This window comes from Bradyrhizobium sp. 197 (assembly GCF_023073375.1).
Classification (GTDB): Bacteria; Pseudomonadota; Alphaproteobacteria; order Rhizobiales; family Xanthobacteraceae; genus Bradyrhizobium.
On the sequence record NZ_JADPJJ010000108.1, the window covers coordinates 1 to 23181 of the forward strand.

The 23181-nt window shown below is 64.4% G+C and carries 27 protein-coding genes; 7 read left to right on the forward strand and 20 right to left on the reverse strand.

Translation table 11 applies throughout. The features are described 5' to 3' along the window. Positions 1–273: 273 nt before the first annotated feature. Positions 274–936, reverse strand: a complete 663-nt coding sequence (locus tag IVB27_RS25150; protein WP_247445853.1) for a glutathione S-transferase family protein — start codon at positions 934–936, stop codon at positions 274–276. 124 nt (positions 937–1060) lie between these two features. On the opposite strand from IVB27_RS25150, the gene IVB27_RS25155 reads away from it, so the two are divergent. After that, the gene (locus IVB27_RS25155; RefSeq protein ID WP_247340708.1) at positions 1061–1774 is read left to right on the forward strand and encodes a DUF599 domain-containing protein; all 714 of its coding nucleotides are present in this window, start codon (positions 1061–1063) and stop codon (positions 1772–1774) included. 15 nt (positions 1775–1789) lie between these two features. Here IVB27_RS25155 and tolA read toward each other — a convergent pair whose 3' ends face one another. The 4 genes from tolA to mgtE all read right to left on the reverse strand — a co-directional run bounded on the left by tolA (position 1790) and on the right by mgtE (position 5757). After that, complete coding sequence (gene tolA, locus IVB27_RS25160; protein WP_247445854.1) at positions 1790–2731, reverse strand: cell envelope integrity protein TolA; 942 nt, start codon at positions 2729–2731, stop codon at positions 1790–1792. Between the two features lie 49 nt (positions 2732–2780). Then, on the reverse strand, positions 2781–3599 hold the full coding sequence (locus IVB27_RS25165) for an aldo/keto reductase (protein WP_247445855.1): 819 nt from the start codon (positions 3597–3599) through the stop codon (positions 2781–2783). 157 nt (positions 3600–3756) lie between these two features. After that, positions 3757–4089 carry a type II toxin-antitoxin system RelB family anti-toxin transcriptional regulator gene (gene relB, locus IVB27_RS25170; RefSeq protein WP_247445856.1) on the reverse strand — a complete coding sequence of 111 codons (333 nt, stop codon included), beginning with the start codon at positions 4087–4089 and terminating at the stop codon, positions 3757–3759. Between the two features lie 246 nt (positions 4090–4335). After that, the gene (mgtE, locus tag IVB27_RS25175) at positions 4336–5757 is read right to left on the reverse strand and encodes a magnesium transporter (protein WP_247445857.1); all 1422 of its coding nucleotides are present in this window, start codon (positions 5755–5757) and stop codon (positions 4336–4338) included. 116 nt (positions 5758–5873) lie between these two features. On the opposite strand from mgtE, the gene IVB27_RS25180 reads away from it, so the two are divergent. Together IVB27_RS25180 and IVB27_RS25185 are read left to right on the forward strand one after the other, a co-directional pair. Further along, positions 5874–6647 carry a polysaccharide deacetylase family protein gene (locus tag IVB27_RS25180; RefSeq protein ID WP_247445858.1) on the forward strand — a complete coding sequence of 258 codons (774 nt, stop codon included), beginning with the start codon at positions 5874–5876 and terminating at the stop codon, positions 6645–6647. Positions 6648–6826: 179 nt separating this feature from the next. Beyond that, entirely contained in the window at positions 6827–8095 is a 1269-nt protein-coding gene (locus tag IVB27_RS25185) for a polysaccharide deacetylase family protein (protein WP_247445859.1), read from the forward strand. Positions 8096–8100: 5 nt separating this feature from the next. Here the strand turns inward: IVB27_RS25185 and IVB27_RS25190 are convergent, their stop codons facing one another. Continuing rightward, on the reverse strand, positions 8101–8475 hold the full coding sequence (locus tag IVB27_RS25190) for a hypothetical protein (RefSeq protein WP_247445860.1): 375 nt from the start codon (positions 8473–8475) through the stop codon (positions 8101–8103). Positions 8476–8768: 293 nt separating this feature from the next. Between IVB27_RS25190 and IVB27_RS25195 the strand changes: the two genes are divergently transcribed. Continuing rightward, complete coding sequence (locus IVB27_RS25195) at positions 8769–9026, forward strand: hypothetical protein (protein ID WP_247340716.1); 258 nt, start codon at positions 8769–8771, stop codon at positions 9024–9026. Between the two features lie 21 nt (positions 9027–9047). Here IVB27_RS25195 and IVB27_RS25200 read toward each other — a convergent pair whose 3' ends face one another. The 13 genes from IVB27_RS25200 to IVB27_RS25260 all read right to left on the reverse strand — a co-directional run bounded on the left by IVB27_RS25200 (position 9048) and on the right by IVB27_RS25260 (position 19635). Beyond that, on the reverse strand, positions 9048–9236 hold the full coding sequence (locus IVB27_RS25200; protein ID WP_247340717.1) for a hypothetical protein: 189 nt from the start codon (positions 9234–9236) through the stop codon (positions 9048–9050). An 11-nt stretch (positions 9237–9247) separates the two neighbouring features. Then, positions 9248–9577: a four-helix bundle copper-binding protein gene (locus IVB27_RS25205; protein ID WP_247340719.1), complete on the reverse strand. Its 330-nt coding sequence runs from the start codon at positions 9575–9577 to the stop codon at positions 9248–9250. 101 nt (positions 9578–9678) lie between these two features. Next, entirely contained in the window at positions 9679–10623 is a 945-nt protein-coding gene (locus IVB27_RS25210; RefSeq protein WP_247340722.1) for a cation diffusion facilitator family transporter, read from the reverse strand. Between the two features lie 18 nt (positions 10624–10641). Continuing rightward, positions 10642–11547: an NAD(P)/FAD-dependent oxidoreductase gene (locus tag IVB27_RS25215; protein WP_247445861.1), complete on the reverse strand. Its 906-nt coding sequence runs from the start codon at positions 11545–11547 to the stop codon at positions 10642–10644. Next, positions 11544–12620 carry a flavodoxin family protein gene (locus tag IVB27_RS25220; RefSeq protein ID WP_247445862.1) on the reverse strand — a complete coding sequence of 359 codons (1077 nt, stop codon included), beginning with the start codon at positions 12618–12620 and terminating at the stop codon, positions 11544–11546. The genes IVB27_RS25215 and IVB27_RS25220 overlap by 4 nt, the downstream gene beginning before the upstream one ends. 66 nt (positions 12621–12686) lie before the next feature. Then, positions 12687–12893: a hypothetical protein gene (locus IVB27_RS25225; RefSeq protein WP_247340726.1), complete on the reverse strand. Its 207-nt coding sequence runs from the start codon at positions 12891–12893 to the stop codon at positions 12687–12689. Next, a complete protein-coding gene (locus tag IVB27_RS25230) occupies positions 12890–13096 on the reverse strand; it encodes a hypothetical protein (protein ID WP_247340727.1) in 207 nt (68 codons plus the stop codon). The genes IVB27_RS25225 and IVB27_RS25230 overlap by 4 nt, the downstream gene beginning before the upstream one ends. Before the next feature lie 303 nt (positions 13097–13399). Further along, positions 13400–13600 carry a hypothetical protein gene (locus IVB27_RS25235; RefSeq protein WP_247445863.1) on the reverse strand — a complete coding sequence of 67 codons (201 nt, stop codon included), beginning with the start codon at positions 13598–13600 and terminating at the stop codon, positions 13400–13402. Positions 13601–13734: 134 nt separating this feature from the next. Beyond that, positions 13735–13917, reverse strand: coding sequence for a hypothetical protein (locus IVB27_RS25240; RefSeq protein ID WP_247445864.1), 183 nt, complete (start codon positions 13915–13917; stop codon positions 13735–13737). 173 nt (positions 13918–14090) lie between these two features. Then, entirely contained in the window at positions 14091–14837 is a 747-nt protein-coding gene (locus IVB27_RS25245; RefSeq protein WP_247445865.1) for a Crp/Fnr family transcriptional regulator, read from the reverse strand. Further along, entirely contained in the window at positions 14837–17998 is a 3162-nt protein-coding gene (locus tag IVB27_RS25250) for a CheR family methyltransferase (RefSeq protein WP_247445866.1), read from the reverse strand. The genes IVB27_RS25245 and IVB27_RS25250 overlap by 1 nt, the downstream gene beginning before the upstream one ends. A gap of 352 nt (positions 17999–18350) precedes the next feature. Then, positions 18351–18617 (reverse strand): hypothetical protein, encoded by a 267-nt coding sequence (locus tag IVB27_RS25255; protein ID WP_247445867.1) that lies wholly within the window; start codon positions 18615–18617, stop codon positions 18351–18353. A 10-nt stretch (positions 18618–18627) separates the two neighbouring features. Continuing rightward, positions 18628–19635, reverse strand: a complete 1008-nt coding sequence (locus tag IVB27_RS25260; protein ID WP_247445868.1) for a chemotaxis protein CheB — start codon at positions 19633–19635, stop codon at positions 18628–18630. Positions 19636–19722: 87 nt separating this feature from the next. Between IVB27_RS25260 and IVB27_RS25265 the strand changes: the two genes are divergently transcribed. After that, positions 19723–20127: a response regulator gene (locus tag IVB27_RS25265; protein ID WP_247445869.1), complete on the forward strand. Its 405-nt coding sequence runs from the start codon at positions 19723–19725 to the stop codon at positions 20125–20127. A 344-nt stretch (positions 20128–20471) separates the two neighbouring features. Here the strand turns inward: IVB27_RS25265 and IVB27_RS25270 are convergent, their stop codons facing one another. Then, positions 20472–21254 carry an SDR family NAD(P)-dependent oxidoreductase gene (locus tag IVB27_RS25270; protein WP_247445870.1) on the reverse strand — a complete coding sequence of 261 codons (783 nt, stop codon included), beginning with the start codon at positions 21252–21254 and terminating at the stop codon, positions 20472–20474. Positions 21255–21427: 173 nt separating this feature from the next. Here IVB27_RS25270 and IVB27_RS25275 point away from each other — a divergent pair, with 173 nt between their 5' ends. Next, a complete protein-coding gene (locus IVB27_RS25275; protein ID WP_247445871.1) occupies positions 21428–22603 on the forward strand; it encodes a zinc-dependent alcohol dehydrogenase in 1176 nt (391 codons plus the stop codon). Between the two features lie 12 nt (positions 22604–22615). Beyond that, a complete protein-coding gene (locus IVB27_RS25280; protein ID WP_247445872.1) occupies positions 22616–23155 on the forward strand; it encodes a hypothetical protein in 540 nt (179 codons plus the stop codon). The last annotated feature ends 26 nt before the right edge of the window (positions 23156–23181 follow it).

Below are 23181 nucleotides of genomic sequence, written 5' to 3' on the forward strand. Positions count from 1 at the left end.
TCCCGGACCTTCCGCAGCGGATGGTTCGCTGGCACTCGCTTATCCGGCGCGATGTACGAAAACAGGCCGCCCTGATCCGTAAACCTGCCGCGCATGATCGTCTCCGCCGATTCGAGATGATAAAGTGAATCATCAAGTCCCCTCCCTGGCGAGGCGTTTTTTCAGCAGACTGCTAGGATTCCCATGACTGTGCCCTCTCCTAAGCCGTAGCTCCGCCGCGATTGAGCGCCGCCATGCGCCGTGCCGTCAAGCAGCGCTCAATCACATTCGCGACTACACGTTCTCGAACTTTTCGATGACGAGCGTTTCGGCGAGCCCGTCCCGGGTCCATTCCTGGAACGCCGGCAGCGCCAGCATCGTGTCCATGTAAGCCTTGGTCTCCGGCGTGATTGCGATCGCGTAGGTGCGGAAGCGGTGCACGACCGGGGCATACATCGCATCCGCCGCGCCGAAGCGCCCGAACAGGAACGGACCGTTGGTGCCATACCGGGCCCGGCACTCGCGCCAGATCTCCTGCGCGCGCGCGATATTGGCCTGCGCGTCCGCCGACAACGTCACGGGCCGCACCGGGCGGTGCAGGTTCATGCCGCATTCGTTGCGCAGGGCCATGAAGCCGGAATGCATCTCGGCGCACACCGAACGGGCATGGGCGCGGGCGGCGGCGTCGTCGGGCCACAGCTTCACGTCCGGGAAGCGCTCTGCGAGGTATTCGATGATGCTGAGCGAATCCCACACCGTGATCTCGCCATCAACCAGCACCGGCACCTTGCCGGCGCGGCTGAACGAGATGATCTGATCCTTGTCCGCGGGATTGTCGGTGTAGAGCGGGATCACAGTCTCGACGAACGGGATGTCGTTGGCGCGAAGCGCGAGCCAGGGCCGCATCGACCATGACGAGTAGTTCTTGTTGCCGATTGCGAGTTTCAGCGCGGCCATGTCATCAGTCCTTCCCGAGACGTCTTGAAGCGAGCTGCTTTTAACGCCATCGCCTGCCGCCAATCAATCGTTGCTGCACCTCGCCATGCGTGGCAAGCGTTGCGATCCTCGCCAGGAGACAGACATGAGCAGGCACTGGGTCGACATCACCGCCGTCGGCTTCTTCATCATCGAATGGCTGGTCTACGCGCTGACGCTCGAGCATTCGGCCTATGGCCGCGACAGCCTGTCGGCACGCATGAACCGCTACCGCGAGGTCTGGGTGCGCCGGCTGCTCGACCGCGACGCGCGCATGGTCGACATGCAGATCATGGCCTCGCTGCAGAACGGCACCGCCTTCTTCGCCTCCACCAGCCTGATCGCGCTCGGCGGCGCGCTGGCGCTGCTGCACGCGACCAACGACGCCATTGCGATTCTGGGCAAGCTGCCGATCGACCTCAGCCCCTCGCCCGCGCTGTGGGAGCTGAAATGCGTCGGCCTTGTGTTGATCTGCGTCTACGCCTTCTTCAAATTCGCGTGGTCGTATCGCCTGTTCAACTATGTCGCGATCCTGTTCGGCGGCATGCCGCCGGTCTCGCAGCGCGGCACGCCGGAGGCGGAAGCCCATGTCATCCGCACCTCGCGCCTGTTTGAATCCGCCGGCCGCCATTTCAACCGCGGCCAACGCTCCTTCTTCTTCGCGCTCGGATATCTCGGCTGGTTCGTCAGCCCCTGGGTGCTGTTCGTGACCACGGCAGCCGTGGTGATCGTGACCTGGCGGCGGCAATTCGCCTCGAGTGCGTGGGAGGCGATGGCGCCGGAGGTTGTGGATGGCGATGAGATGAAGCGCGGTCGTTGATGGGCTACGCGAGAGCTACCCGCCGAAATCCCGCGGGCTGAACGGAAGGTCCATCACCTTCCATTCCCTGTATTTATCGGACGGCAGCATCTTGTAGGGCTGGCAGGCTTGGAGTGCGCTTATTGCGGACTTCACGAGGGCCACGCCCTTCGCGGACGGCGGGGCTTCGATCAGGATCGGCTCGCGCGCCAGCGTGCCGTCGGTGGCGAGCACCGTGCGCAGCTTGATGTTGACGTTGTCGGTCGGCGCGACCCCGGCCGGCAGTTTGGCGCAGCTTCGCAAGTGACGACGCAGCTCGGCGATGATTTCGGCCGGCAGCTTGGCTGCGATTGAATCCTTGGCGTCGCCGCCATCGTCCTTGGGGGCGTCTTTCGGCAGCTCCAGCGGCAATTCCGGCGGCAGGCCCAGCATGACGCCGTACTTGACGGTGACGTCAGGCTCCGGCGCCTGATAGGCCGGCGGCGGTGCGGCCTCTGGCTGCTGCATCGCTTGCGGCGGCGGCGGTTGCGGCTGTGCGTTGGCCTCGCTCGGCTTTGGCAAGGGCGGCTGCTGTGGCTGTTGCTGCTGCTGCGCAGGACGTTGCGGCTCGGGCGAGGCCTGCGGCGCCGGCGATGGCGATGGTGATGGTGATGGCGATGCCGCGGCCTGTTGCTTGGCCGCAGACTTCGTCGCTGCGGCGGGCTTGTCTTTGTCGTTATCGGTGAAATCCAGCTTCGGCAGTTTGAAGTCGGGGATCGGCTCCGGCGGCTTCTGCTTGAGCTCGTCCTTGGCCTTCTCCTCGGCTTTGGCCTCCTCCTGCTTCATCTGCTCCGGCGTCACGATGCTGACGGAAACCGATTCGGGCGGGCTGGCGTGAAACGGATGGACTTCGCTGATCACGATGATCAGCGCGACCAGCGTCAGATGGGCGATCGCCGACGCTGCAATGTCCGTCCGTATGATCTTCCGCAGTTCCATTGCCTGACTTCGGGTTGCCAAGCTGGTCCTAGCATACGGCAGCCCCCTCTCAATCCCATTTTGGCGCGAAGCCGAAATCGGTCAGGCGACCCCTGGGACTGGCCAGTGCGGCGATCTGGGCCATCTCGTCGTCCGAAAGCTCGAAATCGAAGATATCGATGTTTTCCGACAGACGTTCGACGCGCGAAGTGCGCGGGATCGCAGCGACATTCTGTTGCACCAGCCAGCGCAGGCAGATCTGCGCCGGCGTCTTACGATGCAGACGCCCGATCTCCGCGAGCGCCTGGTCGGTCTTGATCCGCCCCTTGGCGATCGGGCTGTAGGCGACCAGCGCTAGCGCGTGCTGGTCGCAGGCGGCCCTCACCTTCGCCTGGTCCAGATAAGGGTGGTATTCGACCTGGTTGCAGACCAGCGGCTCCGGCGACAGTGCGACCGCCTGCTCGATCAGCGCCACCGTGAAATTGGAGACGCCGATGTGGCGGGTCAGGCCCATGCGCTTGGCATGCGACAGCGCGCCCAGCGTCTCCTCCAGCGGCACGTGCGAATTGGGCCAGTGCAACAGCAGGAGATCGACGGAGGGAAGCCGCATGCGCGCCAGGCTCTCCTTGACCGAGCGCTCGAGATCGTGGGGCGCGAAATGGTTGGTCCAGACTTTTGTCGTCAGGAAGATGTCGTCGCGGCGCACGCCGGAGGCGCGCAAGCCGTCGCCGACCTCGCGCTCATTGTCGTAGGCCTGTGCGGTGTCGATGTGGCGATAGCCGAGCCGCAGCGCCTGCTCGATCACACGCGCGCACATGCGCCCGCTCAGCTCCCAGGTCCCCAGCCCGATCGCCGGTATCCTTGCGCCATTGGCCTCGACGAACAGCATGAGGAATCCTCTCTGTCGCGGTCGCCCCAAATCATCATCCAAGCGTCATTATGAACCCGGCTGGTGACACTGCCAACGGACGACGCCGGCTGCCAGACCGGATATTCGGCGCAATGCTAACGGGAGGTTCGCACCAGCTTTGCGTCAGGTCTGGAGTTCAGGCTTTGGCGAGCGCCTGGAACACGGTGTCGGGCGCATGCGCGATCACGGCAAGCAGCGCGCGGGCCGGTCCCCGCGGGGCGCGCTTGCCCTGCTCCCAATTGCGGATGGTTTCGACGGGAACGCCCAGTTTGGCCGCGAACTCCATCTGGGTCAGGCAGGCGCGGCGGCGCAAATCGCGCACCGCGAGCGAGCTGGCTTCGGCCGGCGCTGCGCTGCCCGCAGGCTGGATTGGAAAGGGCTGGATCGGAAGCAGCTGGACAGGAAACTCTTGCCCGTCCCGCAACTCGACGATCCGTCCGTCCGCCTTCAACCGCACACGCATGCTCATTCCCCCAAGCAAGGCGATGATGCGGCAGGCCGCTTCAGTTCGGATTAAAGATAGCGGCGGCGTATACGGTCTCGTGCCCCCGGACGCAGCGTAGCGCTTCTTCAGCGGCGCGCTGCAGAGCCGGGGCCCATGTCGCCGCAATACCGTGTCGCTTCTGGGTCCGGTTCTGCGCAGCAGCGCCATAAGCGCGTTTACGTGCGTCTTCGACGCGCTACGGCGCCGCAGCGCGCCCGGAACACGAGAGACCTATCTCAGCCCGAACCACAACGTCGCGATACCTAGGAAGGAGAAGAACCCGACGACGTCGGTGACCGTAGTCACGAACGTGCCGGAGGCCACGGCCGGATCGGCCCTGACACGTTCGAGCGCCATCGGGATCAGGATGCCGCCGAGGGCCCCGGCGAAGAGGTTCACGATGATGGCGAGCCCGATGACGATGCCAAGGCCCGGGATATTGAACCAGGCCACCGCCGCGATTCCCGTGATCACGGCGAAGGCGAGGCCGTTGACGAGGCCGACCAAGCCTTCGCGCATCACCACGCGCCAGGCATTGGAGGAGCCGAGCTCGCGCGTCGCCAGCGCGCGCACCGCGACCGTCATGGTCTGGGTCGCGGCATTGCCGCCCTGGCTCGCGACGATCGGCGCTAGCACGGCGAGCGCCACCATCTTTTCGAGCTGGCCCTCGAACAGGCCGAGCACAGAGGACGCGAGGAAGGCGGTGGCGAGATTGACCAGCAGCCAGTTGAACCGCGCGCGCGCAATGGTGAACACGGTGTCGGAGAGCTCTTCGTCGCTGTTGACGCCGCCGAGCGCCTTGAGGTCCTCGTCCGCCTCTTCCTCGATCACGTCGACGACGTCGTCGACGGTGATGACGCCGACGAGGCGATCCTGGGTGTCGAGCACCGGCGCTGCGACGAGATTGTATTTGCCGAACATGCGCGCCACCTCCTCCTGGTCCTCCAGGACGGAGACGCGGCGGCGATCCTCGTCGGTCAGCTCAACAAGCGCCACCGGGCGGCGGGCGCGCAGCAGCACGTCGAGCGAGACCGCGCCCTGCCAGTGCTGCTCCTTGTCGACGACGTAAATCTCGTAGAAGCGCTCGGGCAGATCCGGCGTCTCGCGCATGTAGTCGATCGCCTGGCCCACGGTGAAATCCTGGGGCACTGCGATGAACTCGGTCTGCATCCGGCGGCCGGCGGAATTTTCCGGATAAAGCAGGCTGCGCTCGAGCACGACGCGTTCCTTGAGCGGCAGCTTCTCGAGGATCTCCTCCTGATCGGCCTGGTCGAGGGTTTCCAGCAGCTCGACGGCGTCGTCGGATTCAAGCTCGCGGACACCTTCCGCGACGGTCTCCGGCGGCAGTTCCTCGAGTATCTCCTCGCGCACGCCCTCGTCGAGCTCGTTCAGCGCGGAGAAGTCGAAATCGCGCCCCGTCAGCTCGACCAGGCGGACGCGGTCGTCGGGCTCGAGAGCCCCGATCAGATCGCCGAGATCGGCCTCGTGCAACTCGGCAACGCAGGCGCGCAGCGCGGCGCTGTTGCCGGCCTCGATCGCATGGGCAATTTCCTCGACGAATTCGTGACGAATTTCGCCGTCTTCATTGCGCATCGGCACGTGGTCGAGTACCGACTCCGCGGCAGATGCGGCACCGTCCATATGTTCATCCATGGCGCGCCTCGCCGTTTGACAGGTTGGAACGAGTGGTCTGAGCTGATGGTTCAGGCAATACCCACAAGGCAACTCTAAGCGCAATGACAAAGATGCTTCGACTGAGGTGGGGCTCGATGGCGGCAGGCGCAGCGCTGACCGCCCTCGCCGGTATCGCCTCGACTGAAGCCGCCGAGTGCCCGCGCAAGGACGCGCTCGGCACCTCCCGCATTCTGAGCGTCGACGCCAGGACCACGCCGCGCGCGGGCCTGAAGAGCTTTCCGCAGACGTTAGCCCTCGCCGATCACGAGGTCGTGCTGACCTTCGACGACGGACCGCATCCGCCGACGACCTCGAAGGTGCTGGCGGCGCTGGCGCAGGAATGCGTGCGCGCGACCTTCTTCCTGATCGGCCTGCACGCCTCCGAACACCCTGACATGGTCAAGCGCATCGCCCGCGAGGGCCACACCATCGGCCACCACACCTTCTCGCATCCGTTCATGGCGCGGATCCCGATCGACAAGGCGAAGAGCGAGATCGACCGCGGCATTGCCGCCGACGAGATGGCGCTACACGGGACGTCGACGACGACACCCTCGACGCCGTTCTTCCGGTTTCCCTATTTCGAAGCCACGCAAGCCGAGCTCGACCTGCTTCAGTCCCGCGGCATCGTCGTGTTCGGGGCTGACCTCTGGGCCAGCGACTGGAACGAGATGACGCCGGAGCAGGAATTGAAGCTTGTCACCGAGCGCCTCGCCGCCGCCGGCAAGGGCATCATCCTGTTCCACGATCCCAAGGCACGCACGGCCGCGATCATGCCGGCCTTCCTGCGGTATCTGAGGGAGAACGGCTATCGGGTGGTTCACGTCGTACCGGCGGGCACATCACAGAAGAATGCCGACGCCCGTTGATGCCGGAATGTCACGCCGGCGCAAGATGGGGTGATTTGGGCCCTATTAACAGTCTGTTCATGCTACGCCATGCAAGTATTAAGGGGTGCTTGTAACGGGAAAGGTTCTTGCGCCTGAACCATTTTCTGATGTCTCCGACCTACTATGGCGGCAGTCGCATAAGAGGGCAGACGGGATTCATGATCGGAAGTAGCGTTGTTGTTCGGACGCGATCGTGGATCGTCCTCTGTATCGGCCTGCTGGCCGCCACTACGACGGCGGCCGTTGCGGCCGACTGCCCCGGCCATCCGGACGCGCTTGGGACGTCGCGCACCCTCGTGGTCGATCCGCACGAGCATCCGCGCATCGGCACCATGCAGTACCGCGAGACGCTGCCGCTGAAGGACCATGAAGTCGTCCTGACCTTCGACGACGGTCCGCTGCCGAAATATTCGAACCAGATCCTCCAGATGCTCGCCGACGAGTGCATCAAGGCGACGTTCTTCATCATCGGCGAACAGGCCAAGGCGAATCCGGAAGGCGTGCGCAAACTGGTGGCGGCGGGCCACACCGTCGGCACGCACAGCATGAACCATCCGCTGACGTTCGACCGGATGCCGCTCGATAAGGCCGAGGCGCAGATCAACGGCGGCATCGAATGGACCTCGGCTGCGATGACCGATCCGTCCAAGCTGGCGCCGTTCTTCCGCATTCCAGGCCTGATGCGCGCCGAAGGCGTCGAGAACCTTCTGATCTCGCGCGGCATCCAGGTCTGGAGCGCCGATTTCCCGGCCGACGACTGGCGCCATGTGTCGTCCGATCGCGTCTATCAACTCGCGATCCAGCGGCTGGAGGCCAAGGGCAAGGGCATCCTGTTGCTGCACGACATCCAGGCCCGCACGGTGGCGGCACTGCCGAAGATCATCCGCGACCTCAAGGCGCGCGGCTATCGCATCGTGCATGTGGTGCCCGCGACCGCTGAGCGGCCGGCGACGCCGACGACGCCGGTGGAATGGCTGCTGCATCCGCCGACCGAGACCACCCCGATCGCGCGCTGGCCCGCCGTGCCGAACTTCGTGTTCGCGCAGACCAAGATGCTGCTGGCGCCCACGCTGGCCGACCTCAACGCGCAGACCGATCATCAACCGCTGCTGCCGCGCAGGACCATGGCAATGGCCAATGTCGCGGCCACCCTGCCCGTGCCCGGCCGCGATCTCTTTGCCATCCCTGAAGGCTCGGTAGAGGTGCTGCTGTCGACGACCTTGTCACGGCGCGCCGCAACGCGGCTGGCGATGGCAGCCGAGACGCCTCGGGCGGCCAGGGGCAAGGCCGGCAAGTTGCGCGGACATCGCACTGCACATGCCGCGCCGGCGGGAGCGAAGCATGCCGCGGCCCCCAAGAGCGCTGCTCCGAAGGGCGCTGCGACGCATCCGACGCGCGTCGCGAGCCTGAAGAAGCGCGCGCAGTAAAAGCCCTACTGCCGCATGATGTTGGCGACGCAGAGCAGCACGATCAGCGCCAGGAAGAACAGGTCCATATAGGATTTGAGCTCGCCGTCGCGCCGCAGCCGCGCAACGTCGGCCACGACCTGCTTGCGCACATTCGTTCCGCCCGCGCCGGCATTGAGCGGAGCCTGAAGGCGCTTGGTCTCGGCCTCAAGTTTCTCGATCTTCTGGTAGAAGAAGAAAGCCCGCAGCGTCGAGGCCGCGCGCATACCGGCATAGACCAGCACCAGGATCGCGATGATCGCCCGGTTCTGGTACTTCTCCATGAAGTTCAGGCTGAAATAGACCATCGCCATGAATGCGAAGTTGGTCACGAACCGATAGACGAAGCTTAGAAAGACCATGCGGGCTCAAGCCTTGAAGGGGTGGCGCAACCGGATCGTGTTGCGATACGGGATCAGGGGGCCCAGAGCGGAACAGCCGGCCTGGATGCCGTGCAGGCCCCGTCTACGCCAATTTTGTTTCAACAAAGATACTATTGCCCCTGCAATTTGCCGCCTTTTAGCCACGCGCGCGCCGCCATAATGCAAGCTGGAGCACGGCTGTCGGCTCGTTCCGCGCGCCTGCTGCTGCAACGGCTCAATGGAGATTTGGCGAAAGCCGCGATAGACTACCGCCACCACATGTGGGGCTTCCGATGCCGAAGAAGGGAATCACCGGCCACGACGACTGGGTTCTGACCGAGGCGCTGGCGACCGCGCTGGTCGCGCTGGAGCAGCTCGAAACCAAGCACCAGCCGAACGCGCATATGGACGATATCCGCAAGATGCTCTCGAACGGCAAGGAGCCGGCGGCGGTGAGCCTGCACCTCGCCCAGGCCAAATGCCGGCTGTTTCCCGACCTCGATCCGCTGGAGATCTACCGGGAATACGGCATCGGCGACGAATACGGCTGAGGGCGCCGTTGACCGGCGCAACTAGGGGCCGCCGGAGACCGATCCCGCGATCACCATGACCAGCGCGGCAAGGTCGATCTTGCCGTTGACGATCAGCTCCTCCGAGCTTTTCAGAGCGTCCGTGTCCTGGACCTTGAGCGATTGCGGCCGGTTCGCCGCCTGCCGCTGCAGTTCGCCGATGATGGCTTCCTTGAGCTTCTCCTCCAGCATGGACTTTGTCCTCAGGCTGCCATCGCACGGCAGGATTGTGCGCAGGAGCGGCACATGGCGACGCACTCGTCCATGCCGCCGAGCCGCTCGCAATCCTCGGCGCATTCGGTGCAGATTTCGGCGCATTCGCCGCACGTATGCCGGTGATGCGGGGTGTTGATCAGCATGAAATGCGCCGCCGTCCGGCACATTTCGGCGCACGCCATCATCAGGCGGAAATGCTTGGGCTCGACGTGCCTGCCGCCGGTCTCGAGGCAATGGTTCATCGCCGTGCCGAGGCAGGTCTGGTAGCAGCTCATGCAGAGCGCGATGCAGCGCGTCATGTCTTCGGATTGAGCCATCCGTTTTCTCCAATGCTCGCCCCCTGCATCGGTCAACCAGTGGGATGTTGTGATCGTTCCTGCCGTCGTGCCGATTGCGACATCGGGGGAACCTCGCAAAGCTAGCCGTAACGCGTCGCGCGCACCGCCCGGTAGCGAGCATCGGTCTGCGGCTTGATGAACAGCGCCGCCACGCTCGGATGGCGCTTGCGTATCTCGGTCTCGATCGAAACGACGCATCGCTCGATGTCGTCGGCGCGCTTGTCATCCGCAAATTCGATGCTGAGGGCCGCAACGACCTCGACCGGCGACAGCTGCACCGTCAGAAGGCCGTTGGCCCTGAGCACGCCGGGCGAACGCCTTGCGATGTCGAGGACCGATCGCGCAAGCTCCGGATCGGCGGGCTCGCCGATCAGCAGGCTCTTGCTCTCGCGCGCGAGACCGATCGACACGATCGCCAGCAATATCCCGATCAGGATCGACCCGATCCCATCCCAGACCGGTTGGCTCAGCAATACGGCGGCCGCAGTGGCCGCCGCAGCAATGGCGATGCCGACCAGCGCCGCACTGTCCTCGAGCAGCACCATGAATGCCGGAGGATCCTTGCTGCGAACGAAAGCCTGATAATATCCCAACCGCTGGCCGTCCGAGCTGAAGCGCCGCAGGGCAATCAGCCAGGAGCCCCCTTCAAACAGGAACGACAGCCCGAGCACCACGAAGCTGACGATCGGACTTTCGATCGGCTCGGGTGCGGCGACATGCAGAATGCCCTGATACAGCGAGACACCGGCGCCCAGCGCGAAGATGAGCAGCGCAACGATGAAGCTCCAGAAATACAGCTCGCGCCCATAGCCGAGCGGATGGGATTCATCGGGCGAACGGCTCGCGCGCCGGTAGCCGTAAAGCAGCAGGATCTCGTTGGTCGTGTCGACGAGCGAATGCACCGCTTCGCTCGTCATGGCCGAACTTCCCGTCCACGCGGCGGCGCCGATCTTCGTGACCGCGACGAGGACATTGCCGAGCAGCGCCGCATAGACCGCGGTCCTCGAGGATGATTCTGTTGCCAATGTCCGATACCGCGTTCCTCATGCCAGCCGTCGCGGCAGGCTGTGGTGGAGCGTGCAGGCGGCGACCGCGGCGTGGCCGAACGCGACCGAGATCTGGTGCAAGTCGGTGACGACGTCGCCGATCCCGTAGAGCCCGTCGACGGAGCTGCGCTGATGGTCGTCGACTTTCAGGTAACCCTCCCCGGTATGTTCGGCCCCAAGCGTCATCGCGAGATGCGAGCGCACCTCCGCACCCATCACCGGGTAGACCATCTCGAATTGCGCCGTCCGGCCGCCTTCGAAGACGGCTTCGACGCCGTCGTCTCTCCGCCTCAGGCGCACGCCGGGCGCAACCACGACCTCGACACCTGCTTCAGTCAGCTCCGACGCTGCGGCTTTCCCGTCATCCTCGCCCGTTGCGAGCAACGTCACGTCGCGGGAGTAGCCGCGCAGGAACAGCGCCTTGCCGGCGGCACGGTGAAGCGGGCCGACGATTCCGATACGGTGGCCGATCGCCTCGAAGGCGTCGCAGACCGGACAATAACGCAACAGCCCGTCCGCGACCGCGGCGCGCCATTCGTCGAACGGCGGATGGGTGTCGACGATACCGCAGGCAAGGATGACGGTGGCGGCCGCATGCACGTGGCCATTCCAGATCGCCTGAAAACCGTGGTCGTGCCGCCGCAAGGCGGTGACCTCGGCGGCCACCCGCGTGACCGCGAGTTCGTCCAGCTGCGCCGACATGCGTGCCATCAAGTCGGTGCCGGACAGGCCGTGGACGAAGCCCGGCACGTTGTGACTGCGCGGGATCAGCGCCGCACGGCTTGCGCCTGCGTCCACGACACAGACACGGCGCCGAAATCGCGCGAGGTAGATCGCGGCCATCAGCCCGGCCGGGCCGCCGCCGACGATCAGGCAATCATGCGATTGATTTTCCCCGCTCATTTGGGATTCGGATCGGACAGGCCCTCACCGGGCTCGCGAAGCTGTCCGCTCCGCGCCAGCCGGACCGCGTTGCCGAGCGCGCGCGCTGCATTCCGCACCTCCTCCTGGAATTCGCCATCGTCATCGAGCGCGCGGTGCGAGGTGGCGTATTGCTCCATGTAGCCAACGTAGCCGTCCAGCTCGGCGAAGCGGCCCGCCGAGATCAGCTGCATGTCGGTCAGCCAGTCCGACAAGGCGCGGCGCACGCCCTCGGCACCCACCGCATCGCCGTGAACGACGAGGCCGAAATGACGGCCGGCGAGATGGCGGGGATAAGACCAGCCCTTCAGCTCCAGCGCCTTCGCCTCGGCGGCCTCCTTGCCGTGGGTCGAGGTCGGATCGGGATTGCCGCCATCGGCGCAGACCATGCGGTCCATCATCGCCTTGAGCCCGGCGGGCACGTGATACCAGTTCACCGGTGTCACGATCAGGATGCCGTGGGCCGCGACCCACAGCGGATAGATATCGTTCATCCAGTCGCCGGTCTGCCCTAGCGAATAGTTCGGATAGCAGCTGCAGGGCCAGTGGCAGAGCGGCATCGCGGTTCCGACGCAAGACTTGCAGGGATGGATATGCTTGCCGAACTCCGAAGCCAGGCGCGACAGATCGAGGATGTCGACGGCAAACCCAAGCTCGGCAAAAACCGGTTCAGCGAGCTCGACCAGACGCCAGGTCTTGGACATCTCGCCGGGACAGGTGTGCTCGCTGCGGGCCGAGCCGTTGATGATGAGGATACGCGGCGTCTCGTCCGCATCGTCATGAATTCGCTGCGCCGCCAGGATTTTCGCGCGCGCGTTGAGCCAGTCGATGGCGATGTCGTAGTCGGGATCGGAGAATCCGGCGCCCGCCTTTCGCGTCAGCGGGACCTTGCGTGAATGGCTGTAGGCATCCCAGGCAGCGCCGACGATGGCATCGAGCTCGCGCTGGAGCGGTGCAAAGGCGGGATCGACGAACTGGTTTTTGTAACGCCGTTCGAACGCCTCGCGCGACAGCTTGACGGGCGGCATCCCCTTGCGAACGTCGGCTTCCGTCATGCTGGCTCCTGGCGAAGTCGGACCAGCCCGACCAACCCGGGACGCAGCGCGCGGTTCCTCGTTACCCTAGCAGTGAGCGACGTCCGGCGGCAGGTCGAATTGCGCGATCCGCTGGTCCAGCCGCCACAGCTCGATGCGGTGGCCCAGCACGAGCGATGCCGCTTCGCGCTTAGCCTGCTCGTCGTCGTCGCAGACGAGATTGATGCATCCGAACACATGCCCGTCCGGATCGATCTGGAATGCGCGGTAGTGCCTGATGCTCCGCACCGTCATCCTCCACGTCTCGGGTAGACGGGCGTGCTCAACCATTCCGTCAGGTGCGAGGTCGCGTCGTTTTGCTTGGCGCGCCGAAGCAGCATGTCGCGCTCCTTGCCGGGCGGCAGGCTGCGCGCGCGTTCGCGAGCGGTTTCGGCGAATGTCGCCAACCGCTCCTGGAGCGATTGGGTCTGTTTCCTGCGATTGCGTTTGGCGGTCATTGTACTTTCACAAAGCGCTTTGGTTGGAAGGAAATTGGCCCCGGCGGGAGGTCTGGCGCCAGGGCCCAGGTTTCCGTGCCGGTTGGGGGCGGCCCAGCCCGGCAACGTTGGCAGCTTCGGCCGCAATCGCCGGTTCCGGCATTTCAATAAGTTAACGGTGCGTGATTTTGCTGGTGCGAAGCACCGCGACCGGGCAGCGGATGCGCGCATCACTTCGCGCGCGGGCGCAACTTCGACTGCGCCGCGAAGCGGCGTTGAATGGAGCACCATTCCGGCGCGTGCTGCGCATTCGCTTCGCCGGCCCTATTCCGGCGGCTGCAGCCCCGGCGACCGCAGCCACTCGCTCATCTGAGAACCGGTTTCCGCCTGACGCGCCCTACGCAACATCTCGTCGCGTGCAGCGCCGGGCGGGAGCGACTTGGCCTGTTCGCGAAGCCGCTTGGCTTCCGCGGCCAGGCGCACTTCCAGTGCATCCGTTTGCTTGACACGATGCCGCGTCAACATGAAGAGTTCTCCCTGTTCGTGGACAGAGCGCGCCGTTGCGTCCTTCTCTGACGGCTTCCATAGCCAGACCGGAGCGGAGGCTCAACGTTCCGGACCGCGAACGGTTTCTCCATGCCAGGCAAGTATCGGAGGTCCTACTCTTCCCGGATGTCGCGAAGGGCCTTGATCTCCGAGCGCAACATCGCGCTTTCCATCACCACTCGGCGCACCTCGCGCGTGGCATCATCAAGCTGATCCGCGAGCGCTCTGTGCTGCGCCCGGAGGGCGCGGCTCGCTTCGATCGCGCGCTCAGCGCGGGCAAACAGGACGTCGTTCATGGAGCGACGATAGAAGCTTCGGGACCACAGCGCCTTTACGTAAGTTACGTAATTTACTCAAAGCCAGCCATCCGCTCAAAATCATCCGCGAACGTTAACCTGGATCAAGTATCTCGCAGCCTGTCGACCGCTCGCGACCGAGGACCCACGTACTGTCCCAAGCAAAAGAGTGCTTAGCCCCGCCGATAGAGTTGCAGATAGCTCGGCGAGAACAGCGCCGCATCCTTGAGCGCATCGAGATCGGTGATGGTCAGCGTGCGATCGCGCAGCACGATCAGGCCGGAGGCCCGCAGTTCCTGAACCGTGCGGTTGAGATGGACCACCGACAGCCCGGTGGCGTCGGCAAGATCCATTTGCGTCACCGGCATCACGCAGGAATTGCCGTCGACCATGCCGACGGGACGCAGCCGCTCGATAATCTCGCAGAACAAATGGGCCACGCGTTCAAACGCCACCCGGCGGCCGAGATTGATGGCCCATTCGCGCTGGATGGCGTTGTTGACGAGGGTCTCACACCAGAACGCTTCCGCCAGCGCGCGGTCGCCCGCCACCAGACCCTCGAACCGCGCACGCTTGATTTCGGTGTAGACAACCGGCGTCATCGCCGCGATGGAATGATCCATCACCGACAGCAGGAACGCGTGCGCGTCGCAACTCTCGCCGGGAAACAGAAAGTTGACGATCTGGCGCCGACCGTCCTCGAGCGTCTTGTAGCGGCAGAGCCAGCCCGACAGCACGAGGCGGACACTGTCGACCGGATCGCCCTCCGAGATCAGATCCTCGCCCGATCCTGCGCGCTGGATTCCCTCGAGCATTGCGTATTCAAGCGAGGTGCGGGCCTCCGTCGACAAGGGCCTCAGCACGTTCAGCCGGCGAATGACCGGGTCCACCATGCTGCGATCTAGCGTCGACAAGGGCATCAGTTGGCCACCGCCGGTGTATGAAACGCCCGCTTGCTAAGAGGAATGGTGATCGTGCATTCCAATCCCCTGGGATTGAATGCCATCGTGGTCTGCCCCTTGAACTCGAACGCGAGTGTGCGCTCCAGAAGCTCGGTCCCAAATCCTTTGTGCGGCGGCAGCGCAACCGGCGGCCCGCCGCGCTCCCGCCACTCGAACACCAGCTCCGCCGGCTCGGTGCCCTGCTCAATGCGCCAGGAAATCTCGATGCGACCTATCGGTCGGCTCAGGGCGCCGTATTTCAGCGCGTTGGTCGCGAGCTCGTGAATGGCAAGCGCGAAGGTTTCCGCTGCCTTCGAGTGAAAACGCACCGTGGGACCGCTGACACGCACCTGCTCGCCCTCTCTAGCATTATAGGCCAGCAGCTCTTCGACCGCGAGGTATTCGAGATCTACGCCGCCTTCAGGATCGCGGGTCACGAGTGCCTGGGTACGGGCGAATGCGTTGAGCCGGCCGTCGAGATGGGAAGCAAACTCCTCGACTGTCGAACTGCTATCGGCCGTGCGACGGGCGATCGAGCGCACCACGCCGAGCGTGTTCCGGACCCGATGCTGGAGCTCGGCCAGCAGCAGGCGCTGCCGCTCCTCGGCGCGGGTAATGGCGGTGATGTCGACGAAGGTGATGACGACCCCGGCGATGAAATTGTCGATGCTGCGATAAGGCAGGATGCGCACGATGTAGCGCGTGCCGCTGTCCGGCTCCCTCAACTCGCGCTCGGCGCTGGCAAGCGTCCGCAGCACGCCGCGAATGTCATCATAGAGCTCCTCGATCGGGATGCGCGCCTTGATGTGCGCGATGGGCCGGCCCGTGTCGGTCTCGACGAGATGCAGAACCTGCGTGATCGCCGGCGTGAAGTTCATCACGCGCAGATCGTTGTCGAGGAACACGGTCGCGATCTGCGTGCTCTCCAAGAAATTCTCGAGATCGCTGGTGGCGCGCGTCAATTCCTGGACCCGATGAGCCAGCTCGCCGTTGACAGTGGTCAGTTCCTCGTTCACCGACTGCAATTCCTCGCGCGAGGTTTCGAGCTCTTCGTTCGCGGACTGAAGCTCTTCGTTGAGCGACTGGTACTCCTCGTTCGAGGACTTCAGCTCCTCATTGGTGCTTTCGAGCTCCTCGATGGTCGCCTGAAGGCGCTCCCGCGTCGCCCGCAGCTCGCCTTCGATACGCTCGACATGCTCGGTCTGCACCAGCGCATTGGGATAGCCCTCGTCGGCATCCATGGTGCGCACCGGGCCATCCTTGAACAGGACGACGAAATTGCGGTGGTCGCCATCCTGGATCGGCTCCACCGTGATATCGACGAGAATGCGATGGCCGTTGACGCCGAGCTGCACCTGCTCGGCATGGGCGGGCTCATTGGTCTCCGCCGCGCGGCTGAGCACCGTTCGCAGCTCCAGGCGGAGATCGCGATGGACGAGTTGGAGCAGGTCGAGCGTGGCGGCGCCTGCCGTCGGCTCGATGTAGCGGCCGGTGCGCCCGGAGAAGTGTAAGACCTGAAAGTTGCCGTCGGTGATGACATAGGCGGGCGCGTAGCGCTCCGCGACCCGTTGCGCGCGGCGCTCCAGACCCACGTCGGGACGGAACGAGCGCAGCGGCGGCACCTCGGCGGGAGCCCTGCCCGCAGCGGTCGTGATCGGAAATTCCGGCGGCAGCCGCGTTCCGGTCTCGAGCTTCTTGAAGATGCGGGCGCGGCGGTCGATCGGCACGAACAGTTTTGGATGCCGCGTCACGTTCTCGGAATTGCCGAGGAACAGGAAGCGATCCGGCAGAAGCGCGAAGTGGAATAGCGGAATCACCCGGTTCTGCAATTCGGCATTGAGGTAGATCAGCAGGTTGCGGCAGGAGACGAGATCAAGCTTGGAGAACGGTGCGTCCTTGATCACGTTGTGCTGCGAGAAGATGCACATTTCGCGCAGGTCCTTGACCACGCAATAGGTATCCCCCTCGCGCACGAACCAGCGCGCCAGGCGCTCCCTGGTCATGTCCGCCTCGATCTTGGTGCGGTAACGACCGACGCGCGCGGTCGCCAGTGCCCGTCCGTCGATGTCGGTAGCGAAGATCTGAACCTGCGGGGCGGAGTCCATTTTGGCCATGTGCTCGCGCAGGAGGATACCGATCGAATAGGCCTCCTCTCCCGTGGCGCAGCCGAGCACCCAGACGCGAACCTGCTGGCCCGCGCTCTTGCCTTCGAAGATCTTCGGGACGATCTGGCTCTCCAGCACTTCGAACTCGCGCTTGTCGCGGAAGAATTCGGTGACGCCGATCAAGAGATCGTTGAAGAGGTGCAGCGCCTCGTCCTGGTCGTTGCGCAGGAAATCGACATAGGCGGAAATCTCGGCGATCTGAACCACCTGCATCCGCCGCTGCACGCGGCGCAGAAAGGTGTTCTGCTTGTAGCCGTGGAAATCATTGCCGGTCTTGCTGCGCAGGACGTCGGCGATGCGCGACAGCGAGCTCGCCGCAGCGGCCAGTCCCTCATCGAACCCCTGCTTCTCGTCCAGCCGCCGCAGATGACGAGCATAGACCTGAATGTGCTCGGCGATCTCGTCCGCGGTCAGCACGTAGTCGGCGATGGCTGCCGGCGTATTGGCGTCCTTCAGATGATCAGCCTCGTCACTCGCGCCCTTTTCGGCGATGGCGAGACCACCGTGATCCTTCAGCGTCGCGGTACCCAGCGTGCCATCGCCGCCGATGCCGGACAGGATCACGCCGATCGATTGCTCGGCGCGTTCTTCCGCCAGCGACACCAGGAAGCTGTCGATCGTGGCTCGCTCGCCGGGCGCCTGCTCGGCCTCGCGGACCGCGAAGCGACCGCCATGGATCGTCGTGATCATCGCCGGCGGGCACAGATAGACCGTGCCGCCCTCGATGTTCTGGCCGTCGCTGATGTCGGTGATCTTGCCGCCGCTGGAATTTCGCACGATCCGGCGCAGCCGCGACTCGTCGAGCGCCTCATGATGTTGAAGCGCCAGCACGACGGCCTGGTCGACGCCTACGGTCAGCTTGGCAAAGAAGCGCTCGATGCTATCCAGAGCTGCCGGCGGGGCGCCCACCCCGATGATCAGCGGGGACCTGGTCTGGTGCTCTCTTTCGACCGGCTGGTCGCCGATTTCATGCATGATCTCGGTAGCTCTCATTCAGTGACGTGAACCAGCGGGTTGCCCCGCTCGCCGCAAATAGCAGAATTGATGTTATCCCAACAGGTGAAAGGCGGATATGTCACGCTGCGTTCCATACCGCGAGCATCGTTGTCAATTCCCGGCCAAAGGCCCATAATTGCGTGCGGCAGGAGCCCCGTGATGCAGACGTCCGACGAACTCGCGGCCCTGATCAGGCGGGCCGAGGACGCCACCGCGACCGCCCGTCGGCTGCTCCGCGAGAACGATCGTTTGCGCCGCAGCGCCGAGCGGCAACTCGATTTTATGTACGAGCTCGGCGTAGAGTTCGGGCGGCCTGCCAGCGCGCCCTGGATCACTCCGGGCCGACTTGCTGCCGAAGATAGGCAATCCGCTGCTGGATCAGGACGCGATGGCGCAGCCATTCCGTCAGAGTCTGCTTCAGCGCCTCCACCAACCGTTCCGCCTGGCCCGCGTCGCAGCCGCCGGCACTGAGTTGACGGACCCGATCCTCCTGGTCGCGGATGCGCTGCGAACCCTCCTCGATATCCCGATCGGCCTTGATCAGATGGAGGCGCTCGGTATCGAGCTGCTCGGTCCATTCGGCGAGGGAAATGGTCATGGCGACACCCTCAAGCCTCCCGCTTGCGAACCGGAGGATCGAGCGACTTTAGCACGACGCGCCGGATCATGTCGGCATATTCGCGATATTCGGCAGCCCGCGTCTGGTACATCTCGGCGACCGCAGGCCGGCCGCTGCGCCGGCCGTCGGTCGCCATGCGCTGCACCAACTCAGCCCGCTCCTCGATGATGCGCAGCGCGACCCGCAGGGCTTCATCCACCCGCCCCTCCTGCTCCTTTGCGAGGATGTCGCCGGTGAAGGCGTGGCCGACCTGGCAACGGAAGCGCATCGGACGCGCTTCCTTGATCTCGGACAGCACGCCCCCGCAGGCAGGACAGGTCAGCGCAACCGGATCAGCCACGGAGAGGAGATTGTCACTGCCGATCCGTTCGCCGGCCGCGATCTCGACCTCGAGCCGGATCTCCGGCGGGATCGGCAGCGCGGCGCCGGCAGTCTCCCTGGCGAGATCGGACAGGACATCACCCATTCCGGCGCCGGGGACGCAAAGATCGATGATGGTCGCCTCCAGGGCGCTCCTTGGCATTTCATCGGCGATGGCGTCCGAGGGGTCCTGAACCACCGAGATCCCCCCGCAACGCTTGATGGCGTTGAGACCGGCCGCACCGTCGGACAGCAGCCCGCTGAGGAGCACGCCGATCACGCGCGGACCGTAATTGATGGCAGCCGAGCGAAACAAGGCGTCGATGGCCGGCCGGACCATGTTCTCGCGCGGACCGCGCCCGAGGAACACGCGATCCTCGGACAGCAGCAGATGATGGTCCGGCGCGGCCAGATAAACCTGGCTGGGCTCTATCTTCATGCCGTTTTCGGCCTGCCGGACCGGAAGCGGGCCCGCGCTGCTGGCCACCGTCGAGAGAATGCCGATGCCCTGCGCCGGGATGTGCAGGACGATGAACACCGCCGCGGGCAAGTCGGGCGGCAAGCGGCCGAGGATCTGCTTCAGCGGTGCGGTCGCGCCGGCCGAGCCACCTATGACGATGATGTCGCGGTTGCTCATGGAACCCACTTTCTTCTGTAGCGTTTGTACCAAGGCGGGTCACCGCCCTATGTTCCTAGGACGGGAAAGGAAGGCATGGGAGGCACCATGGCGATCTCGCCCACGTGGTCAGATCCGCTGTCGCCGCTCAGCGGGCGGCGGATCTTCGTTGTCGAGGACGAATATTTTCTCGCCGATGACATCGGCAGGGCGTGTCGCGCGCTCGGCGCAGATGTCGCGGGCCCGGTAGGTGATCTCGACGACGCACTCAGGATCCTGCACGACGGCAGCATCCTCGATGCCGCCGTGCTCGACGTGAACATCCGCAGTGAGATGATCTTTCCGGTGGCCCGTGAACTGAAGGCAAGGAACGTACCGTTCGTCTTCACGACCGGATACGACAAGGTCGCCATCAGTCCGGAATTCCACGACGTGCCGATCCTGGAAAAACCGATTGATCTGCCGGCGATGGCACAGAGGCTGGCCGCGCTCATCGCCGATCCGCACGGTTGAGCCGAACGGCGATCAGAACAGATGCGCTAAAGCGAGCCAGCCGCTCACCGCCAGGCACAGAAGGACCGCAGCATAAGGCAGCATGACGCGCAAGACATGACCCCTTCCCGCCGTCAGCCCATCATCATCCAAACGATTGCGCCCAACATCACGAGGAAACCCGTGATTGCCGTCGCGACAAAAGCCTGTTCGACGCGATCCATCGCCACCACAGCCCCTCTTTCCAGCCGAACCAGTCTGACGGCTCGAGGAGCTTTGCGCATTAGGTTATGTGAATCGGCGTTCTCCTTTGTCGGTCCGCGGGATCGGTCGCGCCGCTCAGCGTAGATTGCGACCGTATCGTTCTACGACTTCGCCGTGCCCGGCTCGGCCATCTTGCGATGCTGCTTGGCCAACATCTCATTCGGTGTGACGTTGGCGACCGTGTTCTGGATCTTGTTCTTCAGTCCGGTCACGATGTCGGACTCGCCGGCCAACATGGCGTCGAAGCCGGCCTTCGCGACCTCCGCCGCGTCTTCCTTCTTCTCGGTGCCGACCTTGGTGTCCATCATGTCGGCGCGGTGGAAGAACTCCGTTTCCGTGGCACCCGGCATCAGGCAGGTGACGGTGACGCCGCTGTCGCGAAGCTCCTCGCGCAGTGCAAATGAGAATGAATCGAGGAAGGCCTTGCTGGCGTTGTAGACCGCCTGAAAACTGCCCGGCGTGAATCCGGCGATCGAGCCCGTGATCAGGATGCGCCCCGAGTTGCGGCGAAGCATCTCGTTGCCGGCCCGATGGATCAGATACAGCGTGCCGGTAATGTTGGTGTCGACGAGGTGTTTGACCCTGGCAAAATCCTGATCGAGGAACGCCTTGCCAAGGCCGACACCGGCATTGGCCAGCAGCGCGCCGATCGGCCGGTCGCCGACCGCTGCGCAGAGCTTGTCGACACCTTCAGTGGTGGCGAGATCGGCCTCGACCGCCTCGACGCTGACGCCGAGCTTGCGGAGATCGACGGCCACTCTCTCGATCTCGGGCTCGTCCGCCGCGATGACAAGGTTGAAACCGGCTTGGGCACAGCATCTGGCGAGTTCCAGGCCAATACCGGTGGAGGCGCCGGTGACGACGGCGAACTGCTTGGCGGACATGAGCGTATCCTTGCGATGGCGTTGATGACGCTCCAATGGCTGCGACCGCCTCTCGTTCCTATCCAAGCCAAACCTCAAGTCAAAGCATGTGCGGTGCGATGATTTTCCACGTGCAATAGCAACCATCGTTCGTTGTTCGACTTGGATGCCTCGTAGCTCGCGGGAGGACGGAGATGAAGGCGCTGGTTTGGCACGGCAAGGAGGACATTCGCTGCGACACCGTCACCGATCCGGAAATCCAGGACCCGCGCGATGCCGTCATTAAAGTCACGAGCTGCGCCATCTGCGGCTCAGACCTGCACCTCTTTCACAACTACATTCCAGGCATGCTGCCCGGAGACATCATGGGCCACGAGACCATGGGCGAAGTGGTCGAAGTCGGCTCGGGCGTCGACGGCAAGCTGAAGAAGGGCGACCGCATCGTCGTCCCCTTCACGATCATTTGCGGCGAATGCGACCAGTGCAAGCGCGGTAATTTCTCGGTCTGCGAGACCACCAACCGCAAGCGTCACCTCGCCGAAAAAGCGTTCGGTCATTCCTGCGCCGGCCTGTTCGGCTATACGCATCTGACCGGCGGCTACCCCGGGGGCCAGGCCGAATATCTGCGCGTGCCGTTTGCCGACGCCACCCACATCAAGGTGCCCGCCAGCATTCCCGACGAACAATTGCTGTTTCTCAGCGACATCTTCCCGACCGGCTGGCAGGCCGCGGTGCAATGCGACATCGAGCCGACCGATACGGTCGCGATCTGGGGCTGCGGTCCCGTGGGGCAGATGGCGATCCGCAGCGCCATCCTGCTCGGCGCCAATCAGGTGATCGCGATCGACTGCCTTCCCGAACGGCTCAGCATGGCCGAAGCCGGCGGCGCTACAACCATCAACTTCGAGAGCGAGAGCGTTCTGGAGCGGCTCAAGGAGCTCACCGACGGCAGAGGCCCTGAAAAGTGCATCGATTGCGTCGGAATGGAGTCCCACGTGATGGCCTCCCTACCCGACACGCTGCTCGACCGCGCCAAGCAGATGGTGATGGTGGAGAGCAACCGGCCGCATGTGCTGCGCGAGATGATCTATGTCTGCCGCCCCGGCGGCATCATCTCGGTGCCGGGCGTGTACAGCGGATTCTCCGACATGCTTCCGATGGGCGCCTTCATGAACAAAGGCCTGACGATGCGTACCGGCCAGACCCACGTCAACCGCTGGACCGACGACCTGCTCCATCGCATCGAAGAAGGTCAGATCGATCCGTCCTTCGTCATCACCCACACCGTCCCGCTCAGCCAAGGCCCCGAGATGTATCAGATGTTTCGCGACAAGCGCGACTCCTGCGTCAAGGTCGTGCTGAAGCCCTGAGGAGCAAGATCCATGTTTCATTTCTCCAACATCGTTCGCACCAAGGGCGACCCGAAAATCGTCGCGGGCGGGCCGAGCCTGAAGCGGCCCGAAGACCAGCTTGCCCGTGCGCTGGGCTGGTTCAGCATCGGTCTCGGCGTCGTGGAATTCTTCGCGCCGAGGCGCGTCACGGAAACGCTGGGCATGGAAGGCCATGAGACGCTGGTCCGCGCCTTCGGCGTGCGGGAGGTCATGGCCGGGATCATGTCGCTCTCGGTCGACAAGAACGCCGGCCTGTGGGCCCGCGTCGGCGGCGACGGCCTCGATGCCGCCGCGCTGCTCTCGGGTCTGACCGCGGACAATCCCAAAAATGGCAATATCGCGCTGGCACTGCTGATGGTCGGCGGCATCGCGATGCTCGACTATCGCGCCGCTCAGGACACCAGGCCGCGGCGGCCCACGCGCGATGCACGGCGCAAGCTGTATCCGAACCGCAGCGGTTTCCCCAAAGGCATCGAGAGCGCCAGAGCCGCAGCAAAGCAGATCGCAGCGCACGCCGCAGGACGGACCTGAGGAAGCACGCCGAGGTGATACAAGGC